Genomic DNA, 19154 nt, shown 5'->3' on the forward strand with positions numbered 1-19154 from the left:
TCAGTATTACCTCACACAACCCGAAGTCTAACCGATTAGATGCATGCTTTAACTGTACAAGATGTTCGCAATTTAGCTCAATAGAAGATACAATATTGTAATGATTAAACGACCTATTAAGGAGGGGAGTATATGGATTTAGATACAATAACGAGTATATCCACACCTATGGGTGAAGGTGCCATCGGTATTGTGCGTATGTCTGGTGAAGATGCGATAGACATTGCAGACAAGTTATATAAAGGAAAGCAAATGTTAAAAGATGTCGCATCTCATACGATTAATTATGGCCATATCATCGATCCTGAAACAAATGAAACGGTGGAAGAAGTCATGGTTTCCGTATTACGTGCACCTAAGACGTTTACGCGTGAAAACATCGTTGAAATCAATTGTCACGGTGGTATTTTAACGATCAATCGTGTGCTTGAATTAACGATGACATATGGAGCACGCATGGCTGACCCAGGTGAATATACAAAACGGGCGTTCTTAAATGGACGTATTGATTTATCTCAAGCCGAAGCAGTTATGGACTTTATCCGTTCTAAGACTGACCGGGCGTCTAAAGTAGCGATGAATCAGCTCGAAGGCCGATTAAGTGATATGATTAAACGACAGCGACAATCCATCCTCGAAATTCTCGCACAGGTCGAAGTTAACATCGATTATCCTGAATATGATGATGTCGAAGATGCGACGTCAGACTTTTTACTCGAACAATCTCAACAGATTAAGAAAGAGATTAATCAACTGTTAGAAACGAGTACCCAAGGGAAAATCATGAGAGAAGGACTATCTACTGTTATCGTAGGTAAACCAAACGTAGGTAAGTCTTCGATGTTAAATAATCTCTTGCAAGATAATAAAGCGATTGTCACTGAAGTTGCTGGTACAACACGTGATACATTAGAAGAATATGTCAATGTACGCGGTGTTCCGTTACGTCTTGTGGACACAGCAGGTATCCGTGACACAGAAGATATCGTTGAACGTATCGGGGTTGAACGTTCTAGAAAAGCACTCAGTGAGGCAGACCTCGTGCTCTTCGTATTAAATTATAACGAACCGTTAACTGAAGAGGATCGTCAATTATATGAAGCAGTTAAAAATGAGGATGCCATCGTTATTATTAATAAGATGGACTTAGAACAACGTTTAGATATAGATGAAGTTAAATCGTTAATTGGTGATATGCCGCTTATTCAAACTTCAATGTTAAAACAAGAAGGTATAGATGAATTAGAATTACAAATTCGTGATTTATTCTTTGGCGGTGAAGTTCAAAATCAAGATATGACCTATGTTTCTAACTCTCGTCATATTTCATTATTGAAACAAGCACGCAATACGATACAAGATGCAATAGATGCTGCAGAAGCAGGTGTACCAATGGATATGGTACAAATCGACTTAACACGCACATGGGAAATTTTAGGCGAAATCATTGGCGAATCAGCTAGCGATGAACTCATCGATCAACTCTTTAGCCAATTCTGTCTAGGTAAATAATTAAGGAGGCTAAAACATGGCTCAAACATATGATGTCATCGTCATAGGTGCAGGACATGCTGGTATCGAAGCTGGCTTGGCATCTGCACGACGTGGTGCTAAAACGTTAATGCTGACAATCAATTTAGATAATATCGCGTTTATGCCTTGTAATCCATCAGTAGGTGGACCCGCAAAAGGTATCGTGGTACGTGAAATCGATGCACTCGGCGGACAAATGGCAAAAGCGATTGATAAAACACATATTCAAATGCGTATGTTAAACACAGGTAAAGGACCTGCCGTACGTGCGTTACGTGCCCAAGCAGATAAAGTGCTTTACCAACAAGAAATGAAACGCGTCTTAGAAGAAGAAGACAATTTAGACGTCATGCAAGGTATGGTAGATGAACTCATCGTAGAAGATGATGAAGTGAAAGGTGTGCGTACAAATATAGGTACAGAATACTGGGCTTCAGCGGTAGTTGTGACTACCGGTACCTTCTTACGTGGTGAAATCATTTTAGGAACACTCAAATATTCAAGTGGTCCGAACCACCAACTTCCATCTATTCCATTATCTGATAACCTCAGATCACTCGGCTTTGAAGTTGTGAGATTCAAAACAGGTACACCACCACGTGTGAACAGCAAAACAATCGATTATTCTAAAACTGAAATTCAACCCGGTGATGATGTAGGTCGTGCATTTAGTTTTGAAACAACAGAGTACATTTTAGACCAACTTCCTTGTTGGTTGACTTACACAAATGGGGATACACACCAAGTCATCGATGATAATTTACATCTCTCAGCGATGTATTCAGGCATGGTTAAAGGTACAGGTCCTAGATATTGCCCTTCTATTGAAGATAAATTCGTGCGTTTTAATGACAAACCACGTCATCAACTCTTCTTAGAACCTGAAGGCCGTCATACAAACGAAGTGTACGTTCAAGGTTTATCTACGAGTCTTCCTGAACATGTACAACGTCAAATGCTAGAAACCATCCCAGGTTTAGAAAAAGCAGACATGATGCGCGCAGGCTACGCGATTGAATACGACGCACTTGTACCTACACAATTGTGGCCAACGCTAGAAACGAAAAAAATTAAAAACCTTTATACAGCAGGTCAAATCAACGGTACGTCTGGTTATGAAGAAGCGGCTGGACAAGGCATTATGGCTGGTATTAACGCTGCGGGTAGAGTGCTCGGTACTGGAGAAAAAATACTTAGCCGTTCAGATGGCTATATCGGCGTATTAATCGATGACCTTGTTACAAAAGGTACGAACGAACCATATCGTCTACTTACTTCAAGAGCTGAATATCGTTTATTATTACGTCATGATAATGCAGATTTACGTTTAACAGATTTAGGTTATGAACTCGGTATGATTTCTGAAGAACGTTATGCACGTTTTAACGAAAAACGCGATATGATTAATGAAGACAAAGAACGTCTAGGAAAAATTCGTGTGAAACCACATGACCATGTTCAAGAAATTATTGAACGTGAAGGCGGTTCACGCTTGAAAGATGGTATTTTAGCCATTGACTTATTAAGACGTCCAGAAATGACTTATGATGTCATTCTAGAAATTTTAGAAGAAGAACATCGTTTACCAGAAGCGGTAGAAGAACAAGTCGAAATTCAAACAAAATACGAAGGTTATATCAATAAATCACTTCAACAAGTTGAAAAAGTAAAACGCATGGAAGAAAAACGTATTCCAGAAGACTTGGATTACAGTGTGATTGATAGCTTAGCATCAGAAGCACGTGAAAAACTCGCACAAGTTAAACCGTTAAACATCGCACAAGCTTCACGTATTTCAGGTGTAAATCCTGCAGATATTTCAATATTACTGGTATATTTAGAACAAGGAAAACTTCAAAGGGTGAAAAGCTAAAATGAGTGTTGAATGGCTAACTGAGAAATTAAGTGAACATGGAATAACATTGTCACAAGAGCAACAAGACCAATTTAATACGTATTATCAATTACTTGTTGAGTGGAATGAAAAGATGAATTTAACAAGTATTACAGACGAACATGAGGTTTATCTCAAACATTTTTATGATTCTATTACTGCAGCCTTTTACTATGACTTTGATCGTCCGCTCAGCATCTGTGATGTCGGTGCTGGGGCTGGCTTTCCTAGCATTCCGCTTAAGATTGTTTACCCAGAGTTGAAAGTGACCATCGTGGATTCATTGAATAAACGCATTCAATTTTTAAATCATCTTGCGGATGACCTGCAGTTAACAGGTGTTAGTTTTGTGCATGACCGAGCTGAAACATTTGGTAAGGGAGACTACCGGGAGTCTTATGATGTCGTGACTGCACGAGCTGTCGCACGCCTTTCAGTGTTAAGCGAATTATGCTTACCGCTTGTGAAAAAAGGTGGTCACTTCATCGCTCTGAAATCTTCGAAAGGTAAAGAAGAGTTAGAAGAAGCTGATTTTGCTATGAGCGTGTTGGGTGGTAAACTCAAAGAATCATTTATGTTTGAACTGCCAGAAGATGCTGGAGAACGACAAATGTTTGTCATTGATAAACGTTGGAAAACACCGAAGAAATATCCACGTAAGCCAGGGACACCGAATAAATCTCCTCTGTTAAACGAATCGAAATGAGATAAAACAATTAATTTAGAGGGAGCGCATAGATATGAAAAAACCTTTTTCTAAATTATTTGGTTTGAAAAATAAGGAAGATATCGTTGGTTATCAGGAAGATGATCATAAAAATGTAGAAACGATACAAACCGAACGCATCGTCCCCAATCGTTATCAACCGAGACAGGTCTTTGAACCAAATAAGATAAAAGAACTTGCAGACTCTATCGAAGAACACGGCTTATTACAACCGATCGTCGTTCGACCAATCGAAGAAAATATGTTTGAAATCATCGCTGGGGAACGCCGCTTCAGAGCGTTACAGCAGTTGCAAAAACCCTTTGCAGAGGCGCTTATTCGTCACCTTAATGATGAAGAGACGGCAGTGGTCTCATTGATTGAAAACATCCAACGTGAAAATTTATCTGTGGTAGAAGAAGCAGAAGCTTATAAAAAATTATTAGAAATTGGTGAAACAACGCAGAGTGAACTCGCAAAAAGTGTAGGTAAAAGCCAAAGCTTTATTGCGAATAAACTTCGCCTTCTTAAACTCGCACCGAAAGTACTTGAAAAGTTAAGAGAAAATAAAATTACTGAACGCCATGCCAGAGCGTTATTAAGTTTATCTGACGAAAAACAAGAAGAACTCGTTGATACGATTATTCAACAGAAATTGAATGTGAAACAAACAGAAGCCCGTGTAAAACAACTTGTAGGCCCGGAAAAAGTAAAAGCGCAAACATTTGATTTTGCGAAAGATTTAACGCAAGCGCGCGAAGAAGTTGGAAAAAGTATCGAAAACATTCAACGTAGTGGTGTACGGGTCGAACAAAAAATGAAAGATCACGAGTCTTACTACGAAATTAAAATTAAACTGTATAAACATTAAGATATTAAGAAAAGGTCAGGACCAGTTAGAGTCCTGACCTTTTTTAGTTATGGTGTGTCTTATTTGTTCGCTTCATTTTTACGTTGACGTCTGTTAAAGAAGAATGAGCCAACTAAACTGATGAGTGCGAGACCAAATGCTGCGGCAAAGACAACATAGTTTGATTCAGTATCACCACTTGTTTGTGGGTTCGTAGCTTGTTGACTATTAGATCCACTTTGAGCTGAATTATTCGAAGCATCAGATGTTGTTGATGCTGCTGGTGATGTACTGTTGTCAGATGTAGCATTGTTTGTCATCGTACCGTCTTGACCTGAAGCAGTGTCGCTAGGTGTTGTTGCAGCGTCAGATGAAGTACCAGAACCACCATTCATATCGTTTGATGCGTTGCTAAGTACTGTATCTTGTTCTGCATTACCATTACCTTCAGTTTGATCAAATGCGTCATTTGAATCAGAAGCCATTTGACCCATTTCTGGAACTGCTTTTTCTAAAAGAATTTGCGTTGTGTAATGGTTGTCATAGTTAATACCTGGAACAACGATGTGTACTTTCGCATCGAACTGTTCCATACCTGGTTGAACTTCAACGTGTACAGTACGCGTATCGTTTTGTTCTTTCACAGTTGTCATCGGTAATTTTTGACCGTTGTGATAGATATCAAATGCTTTCCACCATGAGGCATGGTCGATCGTAAATTCAAGGTATTGTTTACCATCTTTAGTTACGAGATGTGCTGGATGCTGCATATAGCCATCCATCACAGAAATTTGATTTGTACCATTCTTAACGACTTTGAAGTTAATTGCTTGTTGATTAACGTCTTGTTGTTTTTGATCTGGTTTTTTATTGTTTGTTGCATCGTTATGTTGGTGATGATTGTTTTGATTTGTACCATTCATGTTAGTTGCATCTGTATCATGTGAATGATGATGTTTCGAAGGTTTATCACCTTTTTGATGCTCATGATTTGATGACGGTTTATCTGGTTTTTGTTCTGAAGTAAACCCTTCATCTGATGATGGTTTGTCGCCTTGTTGATCGTTTGTTGAAGGTGCTTCGTTGTTAGAAGGTTTGTCGCCTTCATCTTGTTGTTCGTCTTTAGCTGGAGCGTCTTTTTCAACTTCAGGAATCGCTTGGTCAAATTCGAGTTGAGTTGTGTAATGGTTATCGTAATGTAAACCAGGTACACCTGTTACAACGATATGCACTTTAGAATTTAATACTTTTGTGCCTGGTTGCACTTCGAATTCGATGAGACGTTGATCATTTGCTTCTGAAACTGTACGGATATCTAATTTTTTACCGTCTTCATACAGTTCAAATGCTCTCCACCATGAAGCATTGTTTAAGTTCACTTGGACATATTGTTTACCATTTTTAGTGATTAATTTAGCTGGGTGCGTCATGTACGTATCCATTACAGACTGTTCTTTCGTACCATCTTTATGCACTTGGTAACCAATGTTTTGTACTTTTTGAGCTGCTTCGTTTGCTGAATCTTCTTTTTTAGGCGGATTTGTCGATGGTGCAGTTGGTTGTGTTGCTTGGTTGTCTTCCGCCGGTTTATCTACTTCGTTGTCAGCCGGTTTATTGCTGTCTTCTGCCGGTTTGTCCGCATCGTTGTCTGATGGTTTGTTGCTGTCATCTGATGGTTTGTCTGCATCATTGTCAGCCGGTTTATCTCCCGGATTGTCTGAAGGCTGTTCTGCGCCGTTATCTACAGGTTTATTGCCGTCTTCAGATGGTTTTTCAGCTTCGTTATCTGAAGGTTTGTTGTTATCTTCAGCTGGTTTGTCAGTCTCGTTGTCAGCAGGTTTGTCTGTTTCTTCTGAAGGTTTGTCTGTGTCATTGTCGGCAGGCTTGTTGCCATCTTCCGAAGGTTTGTCAGCGTCATTGTCAGCCGGTTTATTACCGTCTTCTGAAGGCTTTTCAGCTTCGTTGTCCGCCGGTTTATTGTTATCTTCCGAAGGTTTATCCGCATCGTTGTCAGCCGGTTTGTTACCGTCTTCTGAAGGCTTGTCTCCTTCGTTGTCCGCAGGTTTGTCGCTGTCTTCCGAAGGTTTATCTGCGTCATTGTCTGCCGGTTTGTTGCCGTCTTCCGAAGGTTTATCCGCATCGTTGTCCGCCGGTTTGTCTGTTTCTTCTGAAGGTTTGTCTGCGTCATTGTCGGCAGGCTTGTTGCCATCTTCCGAAAGTTTATCCGCTTCATTATCTGCAGGTTTATCTCCCGCATTATCAGAAGGCTGTTCAGCGCCGTTATCTACAGGTGGTGTTGTTTCGTTGTCTGTAGGTGGTTGTGTATTTTCTTCTGGTTTTTCTTCTTCATTCACAACTGGTGCAGGTACTGGAGATTTGAAATGAATTTGTGTCGTATATTTATGGTTATAGTTCAGGTTCGGAAAACCAGTCACGATGATGTGGACTTTAGAATTTAAGTCAGTCGTACCTGGTGTGATTTCAGCACAGACCACACGTTTATCATTTTCTTTATCTTCCACAACCACTTGTGTCGGTAATTGACGGTCACCTTCGTATAATTCAAATGATTTCCACCAGTCTGCATATTGGAGTGTGAAGTCTACGTATGTTTTACCATTCTCGTGAACGAGTTTGGCAGGTTTTTCCATGTAGCCATCCATGACAGATGTTTGTGTTGTACCATCTTTATACACTTCGTAGTCAATTGTTTCTTGACCTACTGCTGGATTTGCTTGTGACGTATCAGATGGTGCAGTCGGTGTTGCTTCGTTTGCGCCGTTGTTACCTTCTGCAGGTGTAGTACCTTGATCAGCAGGTGCTTCTGGTGTTGCATTGTTCGTATTGTCAGGTGCTGGTGTTGTTTCACTAGGTGCGTTCCCTGCGTTGTCATTTGTATTTGGTGCAGTAGTCTCTTCAGGTTGAGTTGGTGTTTCCTGATCGGCAGGTGCATCTACTTTAATATAAGTTGTGTGTTGCATTAAGCCCATAGGACCTGCATTAATGCCTACTGTTGCTTGGTATAAGGCTTGATCTTTATTGTATGGGAACATTACGGTTTTCGTATCATTTGCTTCGTCTAAAGCAATCGCGTTTACCGATTGTAAGCCTTGGCCACTATCTACCTTGAAATCTTGCCAAAGTTTTTGTCTTGTAATGGTTAACACGACCATTTTTTGACCATTCACTTCTACGATCTTACCAAAAGTTGTGTCCATTGAACGTTGCATAGAAGAGACATCTTGTTGATTCTCTTTCAGCACGGTAAATGATACGGGTTGTGTTTTACTTTCATCAAAGTTTTGGGGTGTAATTTGATGGAAAGCAGGATCACCTGCATTATTTTCTGCTGCTAGTACATGGCCATTAAGCCCAAATGATGTACCGATGGCTGGATGTTGGGTAAGAGTTGTAGCGACTAAAGTTGTGGCTACTAACGTTTTCCAGGATTTACTCATTAATTGTCACCTCTGTTGTATTTTCTGTTGACGAATAGGGTCATGATGAATAGGATGAGCGCGACTGCTGGTACTGCGTAGAAATACATAGGGAGGCCTGCTGATGTTTGTGGGTTTTCTACGGCTTTTTCACTGCTTCCAGATTGTGGTGTTGCAGATGAAGAGGAAGCGGTCGTTGTATCGCTAGATTCTTTATCAGTAGTTTGATCTGATGTTGTAGCTGTAGCTGCTGCTGAGTTGTCATCTCCTTTGAATAGATATGTAATGTTGTAATGATAGTCGTATTTGAATGGTTTGCCATTAACTTCTTCATCGATATAGACATCTATCGTGCCTTGAACTTTTCCTGATGTTTTACTAATTTCATAAGCTGTTGTACGTTCATCTTTGGCTTTATCTTCGTTAATGACAGTCCCTTTCTTTCCTTCAATGGTCATGCCAGTAATCCAGTGGGCATGATTAACGGTAATGAGGACTTTGCCATCGTCAGTGATTTTAGCGGGTTTGTTAAAATAATCATTGGCGATCGAGGTATCCTCAGTATTGTATTTCAATACTTCGTAGTTCAAATCTTTCTCTGCTGCTGAGACATTTGGGTTCAGTCCTATGAAGGCGAGAACTGTAAAAATGATACTCATGACTAACAAGCGTTTTGCTCTACTCATACACATGCTCCTTCCTGATGCTTAAGAAAAAATTACACCTCTGCTTTAATATTATTGAAAACGATTCTCAAAGTCAACAAAATTTTTAATAGTTTGAAAACGATTTAGGCATTGTCATGACGGGTATTTAACTACTTCATGAGATCCATTAAGGATTAAGGTACTTTTTATATATAAAAATAAATAGTCTACAACATAGAATTAACCACTTTAACCTCTTGTTTTAATAAGAATTGGGAAACCTGTTAAAATGTTTCACGTTAAACATTTTGAGGGAAGGTTTCATTTTCTAAAAATGTGTGACTGCGGGCATGTTTAAAAGTGAAAAATAAAACGGAGGTCTCTCTGAGGGAATACTTCAACACGCCATCGTGATAGAGTTATTTTAAGTTGATATTTAAATACGATATAATTAAGCAAATGATGACGTGAAATGGAGGAGAAAATATGACTGAAGAAGCTAAACCAGCTTTAAGCTATGACAAAGTGAAAAGTGTGGTCCCTTTTGCGAATGGAGAAGATCAAATTCAAACTGTAACAGCTGAACCGTGGCTTAAAATTGCAGATGAAGGTGTACAGTTAGAAGGATTGTGCTTCGATAGAGAAGAAAACTTGTATTTATGTGAAGTATTCGGTGGTAAAATCTACCGCGTTGATCTACCTGAAAAAACAGTTTCAAATGTCTTTACCTCAACAAAAGAAAAACCCGCTTCAGTAAAAATTCATAAAGATGGTCGTCTATTTATCAGTTATTTAGGTGACTTCAAAAGTTCAGGTGGCATCTATGCCGTAAAACCAGATGGTTCCGCATTTGACGATATCATTTCTGATATCAATACAGAATATTGTGTGGATGATTTAGTATTTGATAGTAAAGGTGGTTTCTACTTTACTGACTTTAGAGGCTATTCAACTAATCCAATCGGTGGTGTTTATTACGTTGATCCAGACTATCAATCTGTGACACCTGTGATTCAAAATATCGCAGTCGCAAATGGTGTCGCGTTAAGTAAAGATGAACGTGTGCTCTGGGTAACAGAAACGAATGCGAATCGACTACATCGTATTGAGTTAGAAGATGACGGCGTGACTGTTGCCCCATTTGGTGCCTCTATACCATATCGTTTCACAGGGCATGATGGTCCAGACTCTTGTTGTATCGATGATGACGATAATTTATACGTTGCAATGTATCAACAAGGTCGTGTAATGATGTTTAACGATCGTGGTAACCCTATCGGACAAATCTTAATTCCAGGGCGTGACGAAGGTCATATGTTACGTTCAACGCATCCAGCGTTTATTCCTGGCACAAACCAATTAATTATCTGTTCTAACGATATGGATAATGACGGCGATTCATGGCTGTTTACTGCCCAAGGTTTTGGTAAAGCGCACAACAGTTATCAATTTCATTAATGACAAATGATTATATTAAAACTTAAAAAAGAGGCAAGGATTATGACATCCTTGCCTCTTTTTATAGTTAATTTGGATGGTTACACATACCAGGAATAAGGAATATGTCTACGATTAACCATAGCCATAGTATAGGTAGAATGATGTGACCTATGAGAATCACTGTGGTTGCGTATCCGATCAGTGCGAGTAATAGCTGAATCACTGCTGTACCGTTTTTACCGCAGTAGAAGCGGTGGACACCTAATTGTCCTAGAAAGAACCATAATACATAAGCGATCACCTTGTTACGTGGTTCGGGTTGAGCATTTTGTTGTGCCATGATTGATCCCTCACTATAATGATTATTTTTATTTATATTCTCTATTAAAATGTGAATTAAACATCAGTATTGTATTATTGATGTATTCAAAAATTAATCATAACAAATTTTAACAAAACTATCATTTTAATGCTTTACTAAACGTATGGTACAAGGCTTTAGCTTCATTGGCATCATCTGTACCATAAATATTCATCCGACCATCACGGAATAATGTCAGCTGATAATCATCGTAACGCATTAATTTCACATAGTCGTTTTGTTTAGTAATTTTTCCTGGGAAATAATCGGCATAATCAAATACGGTAGAATCAAAACGGCACAAGAATGTACGTCCACATAATTTTTGTAGATGCTGTTGCTGTGGTTGATTTAACAATTCATAATTTCCTTGTTCACAAACAGGACAATCCGCTTGTTTTAACACATCGATATTCATCGTTTGATAGCGCAACTGAAAAGCATCTAACATGATTAATTTTTTAGAGAAACCGTGACCACTCACAAAGCGCATGAGTTCACTTACTTCGGTACTCGCAACTTGGTAAATCGCAGGTGGAATGACCCCATTAATCGCACAGCTTTCGCCTGTTTCAGGCATCGTACCGAGTACACATTTTAAACAAGGGCCTGTAAAGTCAATCGCATACACGGTGCCTTTACTTCCTACAGCAGCACCATAAATCCACGGAATGTGGTGTTTATGGCATGCTTCGTTGATTAAATAGCGGATTTCAAAATGATCCATGCCATCTAATACAATGTCGGGTTGGTGCTCAGTTAATAGTGCTTCGATGTTTGTTGGAGTTAACTCTTGATAGAGTGGGGTCACTGTGACCTCCTCATTAATACGTTGTAATTTCTCTGTTAACGCAGTCACTTTTGGTCGCAATTGTTCTGCATCATCTTCATCATATAACGCTTGGCGATGTAGATTAGAGCGTTCCACAATATCCATATCAATGATCGTGAGTTGACCGATGCCCATTCGTACTAAGAGTTCAGCAATATGGCTGCCTAACGCACCTGCACCCATGACCATGACATGTGTTTGCATCAATTGTTGTTGACCCGCTTCACCAAACGGCGCATAACGCACCTGGCGATTATACCGATCAATCATAAGAACCCGATACCTTCTGTCGGACTAGATGCTTCTGCCGTATATTTCACTGGGATACGTCCAGCTTCGTAGCTCAAACGGCCCGCTTGAATACCGAGTTTCATCGCTTCAGCCATTTTAACAGGATCTTCTGCTTTAGAGATTGCAGAATTAAGTAAGATACCATCTGCACCTAATTCCATAACTTGGCAAGCATCTTTTGGTGAACCGATACCTGCATCTACAATGACAGGTACATTCACACGTTCTACGATGTAACGTAAATTCAACGGATTGTTGATACCGCGTCCAGTTCCGATTGGTGAAGCAAGTGGCATGACTGCATGTACACCTAGTTCTTCTAAACGTTTGGCTAATACGACATCATTAGAAATATAAGGACAGACAATAAAGCCTTTATCTAATAAAATTTTACATGTTTCGTAAGTTGCGAATGGATCTGGAAGTAGTGTATCATCGTCACCAATAATTTCTACTTTGATCATGTCACATACGCCAGCATGGTCTGCAATTTCTGCAATGCGCAACGCTTCTTCAGTCGTTTTAGCTCCTGCTGTATTCGGGAATGTCACAAATTTTGATAAGTCCACATCAGCAAGTGGATTAGGTAAATTTTTGTCATAAAGGTTCATACGGCGTACAGCGAAGGTTAACACGTCTGTTTCAGAAGCTTGAATCGCTTTTGATTGTGTTTCTTCATCCGCAAATTTACCAGTACCTAATAATAAGCGTGAATTTAATTTAAATGGTCCAATGTTTAACATATTAACCGCCTCCAACTAATTCTAGTAATTCTAACGTATCTGCATCTTTGACGATGCGTTGATCAAATTGATCTTTTTTAATTAAATCCTTATTGTGTTCGACGATGATGCGTTGTCGATCTAACTCTAAATGTGTGATGATGTCATCTACAGATAATTCATGATCAAACGTAAATTCATCTCCGTTAATTGTGCATTTCATGGCGTTCACCTCGCTTAAATTGAAAATCTGTGAATGATTCTGGACGTTCATGGTTGAGCACCCATTCACTCATTAACTGACCGATTAAAGGTGAGAGCAGGATGCCGTTCCGATAATGTCCAGTGATGACGAATAAACCAGGTTGTATTTCATCCATAATCGGCTGTTCATTCCGTGTATAAGGTCGAATACCTGACCACGTTTTCAATATCTGACTCTGCGCGATGTCTGGAATATGTTTAATTGTATGTGACAAGAGCCAATCCTTACCTTCGTTAGAGACGCCAACCGAATAATCATTTACATAACTGGTTGCACCGATGAGGAAGCGGTGTTTTGCTTTCGGAACGATATAACAACCATTGGTCATAAAGATGGTTGTGTCTAATTTGAGATCTTTATGTTCCACAAGTACGACTTCCCCTTTCACGCCTGTGACGGCTTTATCGAGTTCAGGTTCATTTACCAACTCGTTACTCCAAGCTCCGCCTGCGACGATGACTTGTTTTGCGGTCAGGATACCATGTTGATCAGTATGAACTTGATATCCTGTATCTTTCGCTTCGACTTGCGTCACTTCTGTTTGATAATAGCGCTCCACACCATTTTGAATGATCGATTTCAGTAATGCTTTCGTATACTTATTCGCATTGATTTGATGATCGGTTGGAATATGCATTGCTGCTAGGTGAGGTGCTGTTACGGTATGGTGAGTAATGTCACTGAGCTCATGTTCAGAGAGCAGTCTTACCGCAGGGTGATAACTGTGTAGAAAAGCTTGTTGTTGTAAGACTTGCTCGTTATCTTCTGGCGCTGCTGCTAACTTAATTAACCCACTTTGTTGATATTCGATATCTATCCCTGTCTGTTGTTTTAATTCTGCTTGAAGCGGTTCGAATAAACGTTGAGCTCTCAGTGCAAGACGAAACAGGGTGCTGTCATAGGTGAATTCGTTTTGTGCACCTAACATACCGCCAGCTTTATAAGAAGCATGCATACCTGGGATATCTCGATCGATGACTACGATATTGAGATCAGATTCACTGAGTGATTTGGCGACAGATAAACCCATCACTCCAGAACCTATAATGATTACGTCATACATCATTTATGCCACGCCTTTCTTAAATCAGTAAGCGTCGTCAAGTTTTGAGTGGCAAAGAGAGAAATCGCTGCAATACCACTAAAACCGCTTGGCACTTGATTGATTGTTTTCGTATTAATACCACCTAACGCGATGATTGGAATGTCTTGAATCTCGAGTGCTGCTTGTATTTCAGTCTCACTTCTTGGAGCCTGACCTGGTTTTGAAGCTGTGTTAAAAAGATGGCCGAATAACACAAAGTCTAGTTGGTCATTACTTGCTTGCTGGATACTTGTTGCGTGGTGAGTCGCTTGGCTGACAATCACATCTGGATGTTGCTGTTTATACCGTGCTGCACGTGGATCACCTTCTCGAAAATGAATACCAGTCAAATGACACTGTGCTAACACTTTTTCATCACTATGTATCATCAATTTATCTTTGGGAAAGCCATGAGCGAGGGCTTGGTTTACCCAATGAACGAGTGATTTTGTATCCATTGGTGTACGTAGGATTAGATAGTCAATGGCAGGTGCAATGGCTGTATAGTGTTTCGCATCCGCTTCAGTAAGTGCTTGATAACGGGTAATAGCTACGAACATTTTAAATCACTCCAAATAAAAAAACGTTATTTTCCTCAGTAGGAAAATAACGTTGAGATCGATGTTATATATTGATGAAAACGACACTTTCCTACGCCAGTATAAACTGGATCAGGTTCCAGGAATCCCAAAGTCGCTACTTTAATCTCAGCCTTTAACAAAGGCACTTCCAGTGGTTTTATACTCTATTTAATTTGTTTCTATCAAAAAGATAGCGCTAACGTATTTGACAGTTATAATATATCGCAATGGTGATAGCGTTGCAAGCTAGGCGTCATGTTATTTTACACCTCAGAGTGTTGTGCTGTGGATAATTGAAGCAGTTGTTTTGTCAGCGGCTGGGTGTGTTCATAAACACTTTGATAGATGTCAAAATAACGCATATAGTTATCGTGATTGGCTTGATTTGGCGTGAACGACTTGTCGTATTCAATCCATGTATTGACGCATGATTCAATACTCTCAAACCAACCAACGCCCTTCGCTGCGATCATCGCTGCGCCCATCGAAGGACCTTCTTCGTATTTCAATTTACTGACGTGTGTATTGAACACGTCGGCTTGTAATTGTAACCAGAATTCACTTTTTGCGCCGCCACCAATAGAAACGATATGGGACACATCTTTTCCAAGTGATCGGATATATTCCACTGCGTCATACAGTGAATAGGTAATACCTTCGATGACTGCTCGTGCTAAATCAGCAGAAGTATGTAAATGACTAAGCCCGATAAAGCTACCTCGAATGGAAGCATCGCCATGAGGTGTTCGTTCTCCTGATAAGTAAGGTGTAAATACAAGCCCTCGTGCGCCTATCGTAGACCGACTCGCAAGTTCAACGATATTGCTAAAGCTGGTATCAGGTAAAACCGTTTGTTTAAACCAACTGAGACTGTCCCCTGCTGCCAATGTGACAGCCATTGCGTAAGACATATCATCGACACTATGTTGGAATAAATGAATGTTACGGCGATAAGTTGTTTCATGTTCGTCATCACAAATTAAAAAGACGCCAGAGGTACCAATACTGCACAGCGCTTCGCCATTACGAATGACGCCTGCCCCTACAGCACCTGCTGCATTGTCGCCACCGCCCGCAAAGACAGCCACATGATTATTTAGTCCTAGTTCATCGGCAACATTCGGTTTGATTGTACCTACACATTGTTGTGAAGAGACGAGTTCAGGATAAATATCGTGAATTCCAAACTGTTCACCGATGGATTTGTCCCATGTCTTGGTATCTGGGTCGAGTAGTAATGTGCTAGAAGCATCTGCATATTCCATGTGAAGTTCTCCGGTTAAAGCGAAGCGCACATAATCTTTGGGCAATAAAAAGACACTCACTTTATGCCAAAGATCCGGTTCGTTTTGTTGGACCCACAACATTTTCGTTAATGTGAACCCTTCTAATACGGGATTGTCTAAAACATAATCTCCAAGTTGTGCTTTGATCGTTTCGCACTGTGGTGTTGAACGGGTATCGTTCCACAATATCGCATTACGCAGCGGACGGTGACTCTCATCTAGTATGACCAGACTATGCATTTGGCCAGAAAATGAAATACCTTCGATTTTTGTATGGTCAATCGAAGGATCGTCGACTAATTTACGTATGTTAGCTTTAGTAGCTGCTACCCACGCGTCAGGATGTTGTTCACTGTAACCTGATTGTTGATGTTCTATAGTTAAAGGTTCACTGACACTCGCGAGTACTGTACCTTGTTGATTAACAGCTATGGTTTTAACTGAGCTTGTACCGATATCGATACCTAATACAATGTTATCCATACATCTCTTCCTTTTTGATCATTCACTCAAATTCTATACGTTTTTACTTTTAAGATATAACAATAAAATTTAACACTTTGCAAGCTGGAACCGTTATAAGAATAAGATAGATTATAAATGAGATTTAAAAAATAGGGGAGGGGAGATCAAATCTTTAGAAACACTGTCATATCAACTTTTTAACTCTATAGGTAAGGCTAACGGTTCAGAGAACGAATACAAACAGATGTCTAAATTTAATACGAATATTGTTTATATAACCGTTTTATATAAAAGTCGTGTTATGATTTGTAGTGAAAAGAAAGGAGCGTGCGTGATGAAAATTCTCATTGTCGAAGACGATTTTACCATTGCTGAAAGTTTACAAAATGAACTTAGTAAATGGCACTATGATGTAATGATCGCCGAAGATTTTAATGAAATCATGAGTCTTTTTCAATCATATGACCCACATCTCGTTGTGTTAGATATTACGTTACCATCATTTAACGGTTATCATTGGTGCCAAGAAATACGTAAAACGTCCAATGTGCCGATACTCTTTATTAGTTCACAATCGGATGATATGGATAAGATCATGGCGATACAAATGGGAGCCGATGACTATATCGAAAAGCCGTTTAGTTTATCTCTCGCAACGGCGAAAATCCAAGCGCTCATACGACGGACTTATAATTTTGCAGTCGACAAAAATGAACTCGAAGTGAAAGGTTGTATCTTATCACTCGATGAAGCAAAAGTGTCATACGAAGATCAAACTGAACAACTATCATTTACAGAATTACAAATTCTGTCATTATTATTCCAACATGAAGGTCAGTATGTAAGTCGTACCGCACTCATCGAAAAATGCTGGGAATCTGAGTATTTTATCGATGACAATACGCTTGCAGTAAACATGACACGGTTACGTAAGAAATTACGTCGTCTAGGGTTAGAGGACTTTATTCAAACAAAGAAAAATGTAGGGTATAAAGTGTAGGAGCTGGATCGTCATGAAATTTATAAACGAGATTAAAAATGAAATCATCATCGCTATCGGAATTTTAATCCTATTTTTAGTGATCTTTTTCGTGTTTTCGCTGCCAATGGAGGCTTTCTTTTTAGGGGCTGCTATCGTGCTCTTTATACTAATCATTTACTGGGTCATTCAGTTCATGAATTTTAAAGAAAAATTGCGTTTGAAAACACAAGTGGATCAATTAGAAGATCAGTTAGAAACGATGCGACGCGAACAAATTGAGTATAAAAATGAAATAGAAGCTTACTTTTTAACGTGGGTACACCAAATTAAGACGCCGATTACCGCTTCTAAACTATTACTCGAACAAAATCATGAAGATACAGTCAATCGTGTGCGACAAGAAATCTTACAAATTGATAACTACACGAACCTTGCACTCAGTTATTTAAAATTAATTAACCAACAGACCGATATGGTATTGATGAAAGTATCGATTGATGACCTAATTCGCACGCTCATTAAAAAATATTCAATCCAGTTCATTCAAAACCATACTAAAGTCCATTATGAAAAAGTGACAGATGAAGTGTTAACTGATGCGAAATGGGCTTCGATCATGATCGAACAAATTCTCAACAATGCGTTGAAATATGCGAGAGGAAAAGATATATGGATTGATTTTGATTCACAACAAAACCAACTCAAGATTGCGGATAACGGTATTGGTATCAGCCAAGCAGATAAACCTAAAATATTTGATCGCGGATATTCCGGCTATAACGGTCGTTTAAATGATAAATCGAGTGGCATTGGGTTATTTATCGTGAAACAAATTGCGAATCGTCTTCAACATAAAGTAGAAGTTGAGTCTGAGTTAAATGAAGGGGCGACGTTTACCATCACTTTCCCACAACAAACAACGTAACCTTACAATATTGTAAGACGAGGGTGCCAGATTGAAAGGAATCATAAATGTGCTATAACCGTAAAGGGAGTAACATAGGTATTGAGTAAAAGGGGCGAGACAGATGTTATTAGAGGTCGAAAATGTAAAAAAGATATTTGGTAGAAGACTCAATGCAGTCACAGCACTTAAAGATCTATCGTTTACGGTAAACGAAGGAGAATTCGTCGCAATCATGGGCGAGTCAGGCTCAGGTAAGTCTACGTTGCTTAATTTAATCGCAACCTTTGACCAACCGACTGAAGGGTCAATTACGATTCATGGGCAAAATTTAGATCAGCTGAAACATAAACAAATTGCACAGTTTAGAAGAAATATGCTTGGATTTGTCTTTCAAGATTTTAATATGCTGACGACGATGACGAATAAAGATAATTTATTGATGCCACTCGTGTTATCTAATGAAAAGCCACAGACAATGAACGAACGTGTCGAAGTCATCAGTGAAGAATTAGATATAAAAAATATACTCGATAAATACCCGCATGAAGTCTCCGGGGGCCAACAGCAACGTGTAGCGATTGGTCGGGCAATCATCACACAGCCGAAACTCATTCTGGCAGATGAACCGACTGGCGCACTAGATTCAAAGACCTCTGAAGATATTATGAATTTATTTAGAAAGATGAATCACGATCAACAAACGATTTTAATGGTGACCCATTCTACGGTCGATGCTTCATTTGCGAAACGTGTGCTATTTATTAAGGATGGACGCGTGTATCATGAAATCTATCGTGGCGAAGAATCACGAGCCGTTTTTCAAAAGCGCATTTCAGAAAGTCTTACCATTTTAAATGAGAGGGCAGACTGA

At 39.4% G+C, this 19154-nt stretch carries 17 protein-coding genes and 1 riboswitch; of the genes, 8 read left to right on the forward strand and 9 right to left on the reverse strand.

Annotated features, from left to right (window positions below):
• Positions 1-132: 132 nt before the first annotated feature.
• The 4 genes from mnmE to APS80_RS04315 are packed head-to-tail and all read left to right on the forward strand — an operon-like array spanning position 133 to position 5004.
• Entirely contained in the window at positions 133-1512 is a 1380-nt protein-coding gene (gene mnmE, locus APS80_RS04300; RefSeq protein WP_059107046.1) for a tRNA uridine-5-carboxymethylaminomethyl(34) synthesis GTPase MnmE, read from the forward strand.
• A 16-nt stretch (positions 1513-1528) separates the two neighbouring features.
• Positions 1529-3406: a tRNA uridine-5-carboxymethylaminomethyl(34) synthesis enzyme MnmG gene (mnmG, locus tag APS80_RS04305; RefSeq protein WP_059107047.1), complete on the forward strand. Its 1878-nt coding sequence runs from the start codon at positions 1529-1531 to the stop codon at positions 3404-3406.
• A 1-nt stretch (position 3407) separates the two neighbouring features.
• A complete protein-coding gene (gene rsmG / locus APS80_RS04310) occupies positions 3408-4133 on the forward strand; it encodes a 16S rRNA (guanine(527)-N(7))-methyltransferase RsmG (protein ID WP_059107048.1) in 726 nt (241 codons plus the stop codon).
• A 34-nt stretch (positions 4134-4167) separates the two neighbouring features.
• The gene (locus APS80_RS04315) at positions 4168-5004 is read left to right on the forward strand and encodes a ParB/RepB/Spo0J family partition protein (protein ID WP_059107049.1); all 837 of its coding nucleotides are present in this window, start codon (positions 4168-4170) and stop codon (positions 5002-5004) included.
• A gap of 59 nt (positions 5005-5063) precedes the next feature.
• On the opposite strand, the gene APS80_RS04320 is transcribed toward APS80_RS04315, so the two are convergent.
• The gene (locus APS80_RS04320; protein ID WP_059107050.1) at positions 5064-8441 is read right to left on the reverse strand and encodes an NEAT domain-containing protein; all 3378 of its coding nucleotides are present in this window, start codon (positions 8439-8441) and stop codon (positions 5064-5066) included.
• On the reverse strand, positions 8441-9106 hold the full coding sequence (gene isdC, locus APS80_RS04325; protein WP_059107051.1) for a heme uptake protein IsdC: 666 nt from the start codon (positions 9104-9106) through the stop codon (positions 8441-8443). The genes APS80_RS04320 and isdC overlap by 1 nt, the downstream gene beginning before the upstream one ends.
• 447 nt (positions 9107-9553) lie before the next feature.
• On the opposite strand from isdC, the gene APS80_RS04330 reads away from it, so the two are divergent.
• Entirely contained in the window at positions 9554-10525 is a 972-nt protein-coding gene (locus tag APS80_RS04330; RefSeq protein ID WP_059107052.1) for an SMP-30/gluconolactonase/LRE family protein, read from the forward strand.
• Between the two features lie 67 nt (positions 10526-10592).
• Here the strand turns inward: APS80_RS04330 and APS80_RS04335 are convergent, their stop codons facing one another.
• From APS80_RS04335 to xylB, 7 genes are all read right to left on the reverse strand, one after another.
• Positions 10593-10847, reverse strand: coding sequence for a TM2 domain-containing protein (locus APS80_RS04335; protein WP_059107053.1), 255 nt, complete (start codon positions 10845-10847; stop codon positions 10593-10595).
• 121 nt (positions 10848-10968) lie between these two features.
• The gene (locus tag APS80_RS04340; protein WP_059107103.1) at positions 10969-11967 is read right to left on the reverse strand and encodes a ThiF family adenylyltransferase; all 999 of its coding nucleotides are present in this window, start codon (positions 11965-11967) and stop codon (positions 10969-10971) included.
• Entirely contained in the window at positions 11967-12734 is a 768-nt protein-coding gene (locus tag APS80_RS04345; RefSeq protein WP_059107054.1) for a thiazole synthase, read from the reverse strand. The genes APS80_RS04340 and APS80_RS04345 overlap by 1 nt, the downstream gene beginning before the upstream one ends.
• 1 nt (position 12735) lies before the next feature.
• Complete coding sequence (gene thiS, locus APS80_RS04350) at positions 12736-12936, reverse strand: sulfur carrier protein ThiS (RefSeq protein WP_059107055.1); 201 nt, start codon at positions 12934-12936, stop codon at positions 12736-12738.
• Positions 12920-14041, reverse strand: coding sequence for a glycine oxidase ThiO (gene thiO / locus APS80_RS04355; protein ID WP_059107104.1), 1122 nt, complete (start codon positions 14039-14041; stop codon positions 12920-12922). Before thiO ends, thiS begins: the two co-directional genes overlap by 17 nt.
• Positions 14041-14622: a thiamine phosphate synthase gene (locus APS80_RS04360; protein ID WP_059107056.1), complete on the reverse strand. Its 582-nt coding sequence runs from the start codon at positions 14620-14622 to the stop codon at positions 14041-14043. Before APS80_RS04360 ends, thiO begins: the two co-directional genes overlap by 1 nt.
• Before the next feature lie 71 nt (positions 14623-14693).
• Positions 14694-14803, reverse strand: a riboswitch (TPP riboswitch).
• A 103-nt stretch (positions 14804-14906) separates the two neighbouring features.
• Positions 14907-16412: a xylulokinase gene (gene xylB, locus APS80_RS04365; protein ID WP_059107057.1), complete on the reverse strand. Its 1506-nt coding sequence runs from the start codon at positions 16410-16412 to the stop codon at positions 14907-14909.
• Between the two features lie 316 nt (positions 16413-16728).
• Between xylB and APS80_RS04370 the strand changes: the two genes are divergently transcribed.
• From APS80_RS04370 to APS80_RS04380, 3 genes are all read left to right on the forward strand, one after another.
• Entirely contained in the window at positions 16729-17394 is a 666-nt protein-coding gene (locus APS80_RS04370) for a response regulator transcription factor (protein WP_059107058.1), read from the forward strand.
• Between the two features lie 13 nt (positions 17395-17407).
• Positions 17408-18301 (forward strand): sensor histidine kinase, encoded by an 894-nt coding sequence (locus APS80_RS04375; RefSeq protein WP_180991909.1) that lies wholly within the window; start codon positions 17408-17410, stop codon positions 18299-18301.
• 103 nt (positions 18302-18404) lie between these two features.
• Entirely contained in the window at positions 18405-19154 is a 750-nt protein-coding gene (locus APS80_RS04380; protein ID WP_059107060.1) for an ABC transporter ATP-binding protein, read from the forward strand.

Source organism: Staphylococcus auricularis (genome assembly GCF_001500315.1).
Classification (GTDB): domain Bacteria; phylum Bacillota; class Bacilli; order Staphylococcales; family Staphylococcaceae; genus Staphylococcus; species Staphylococcus auricularis.

What these genes read in the sequence shown, in the direction of transcription:
- APS80_RS04370 (WP_059107058.1), top strand. Translation starts at nt 16,729, where the DNA reads ATGAAAATTCTCATTGTCGAAGACGATTTTACCATTGCTGAAAGTTTA.
- isdC (WP_059107051.1), bottom strand. Translation starts at nt 9,106, where the DNA reads ATGAGTAGAGCAAAACGCTTGTTAGTCATGAGTATCATTTTTACAGTT.
- APS80_RS04380 (WP_059107060.1), top strand. Translation starts at nt 18,405, where the DNA reads ATGTTATTAGAGGTCGAAAATGTAAAAAAGATATTTGGTAGAAGACTC.
- APS80_RS04315 (WP_059107049.1), top strand. Translation starts at nt 4,168, where the DNA reads ATGAAAAAACCTTTTTCTAAATTATTTGGTTTGAAAAATAAGGAAGAT.
- APS80_RS04320 (WP_059107050.1), bottom strand. Translation starts at nt 8,441, where the DNA reads ATGAGTAAATCCTGGAAAACGTTAGTAGCCACAACTTTAGTCGCTACA.
- APS80_RS04330 (WP_059107052.1), top strand. Translation starts at nt 9,554, where the DNA reads ATGACTGAAGAAGCTAAACCAGCTTTAAGCTATGACAAAGTGAAAAGT.
- xylB (WP_059107057.1), bottom strand. Translation starts at nt 16,412, where the DNA reads ATGGATAACATTGTATTAGGTATCGATATCGGTACAAGCTCAGTTAAA.
- APS80_RS04335 (WP_059107053.1), bottom strand. Translation starts at nt 10,847, where the DNA reads ATGGCACAACAAAATGCTCAACCCGAACCACGTAACAAGGTGATCGCT.
- mnmG (WP_059107047.1), top strand. Translation starts at nt 1,529, where the DNA reads ATGGCTCAAACATATGATGTCATCGTCATAGGTGCAGGACATGCTGGT.
- thiS (WP_059107055.1), bottom strand. Translation starts at nt 12,936, where the DNA reads ATGAAATGCACAATTAACGGAGATGAATTTACGTTTGATCATGAATTA.
- APS80_RS04360 (WP_059107056.1), bottom strand. Translation starts at nt 14,622, where the DNA reads ATGTTCGTAGCTATTACCCGTTATCAAGCACTTACTGAAGCGGATGCG.
- APS80_RS04375 (WP_180991909.1), top strand. Translation starts at nt 17,408, where the DNA reads ATGAAATTTATAAACGAGATTAAAAATGAAATCATCATCGCTATCGGA.
- mnmE (WP_059107046.1), top strand. Translation starts at nt 133, where the DNA reads ATGGATTTAGATACAATAACGAGTATATCCACACCTATGGGTGAAGGT.
- thiO (WP_059107104.1), bottom strand. Translation starts at nt 14,041, where the DNA reads ATGTATGACGTAATCATTATAGGTTCTGGAGTGATGGGTTTATCTGTC.
- APS80_RS04345 (WP_059107054.1), bottom strand. Translation starts at nt 12,734, where the DNA reads ATGTTAAACATTGGACCATTTAAATTAAATTCACGCTTATTATTAGGT.
- rsmG (WP_059107048.1), top strand. Translation starts at nt 3,408, where the DNA reads ATGAGTGTTGAATGGCTAACTGAGAAATTAAGTGAACATGGAATAACA.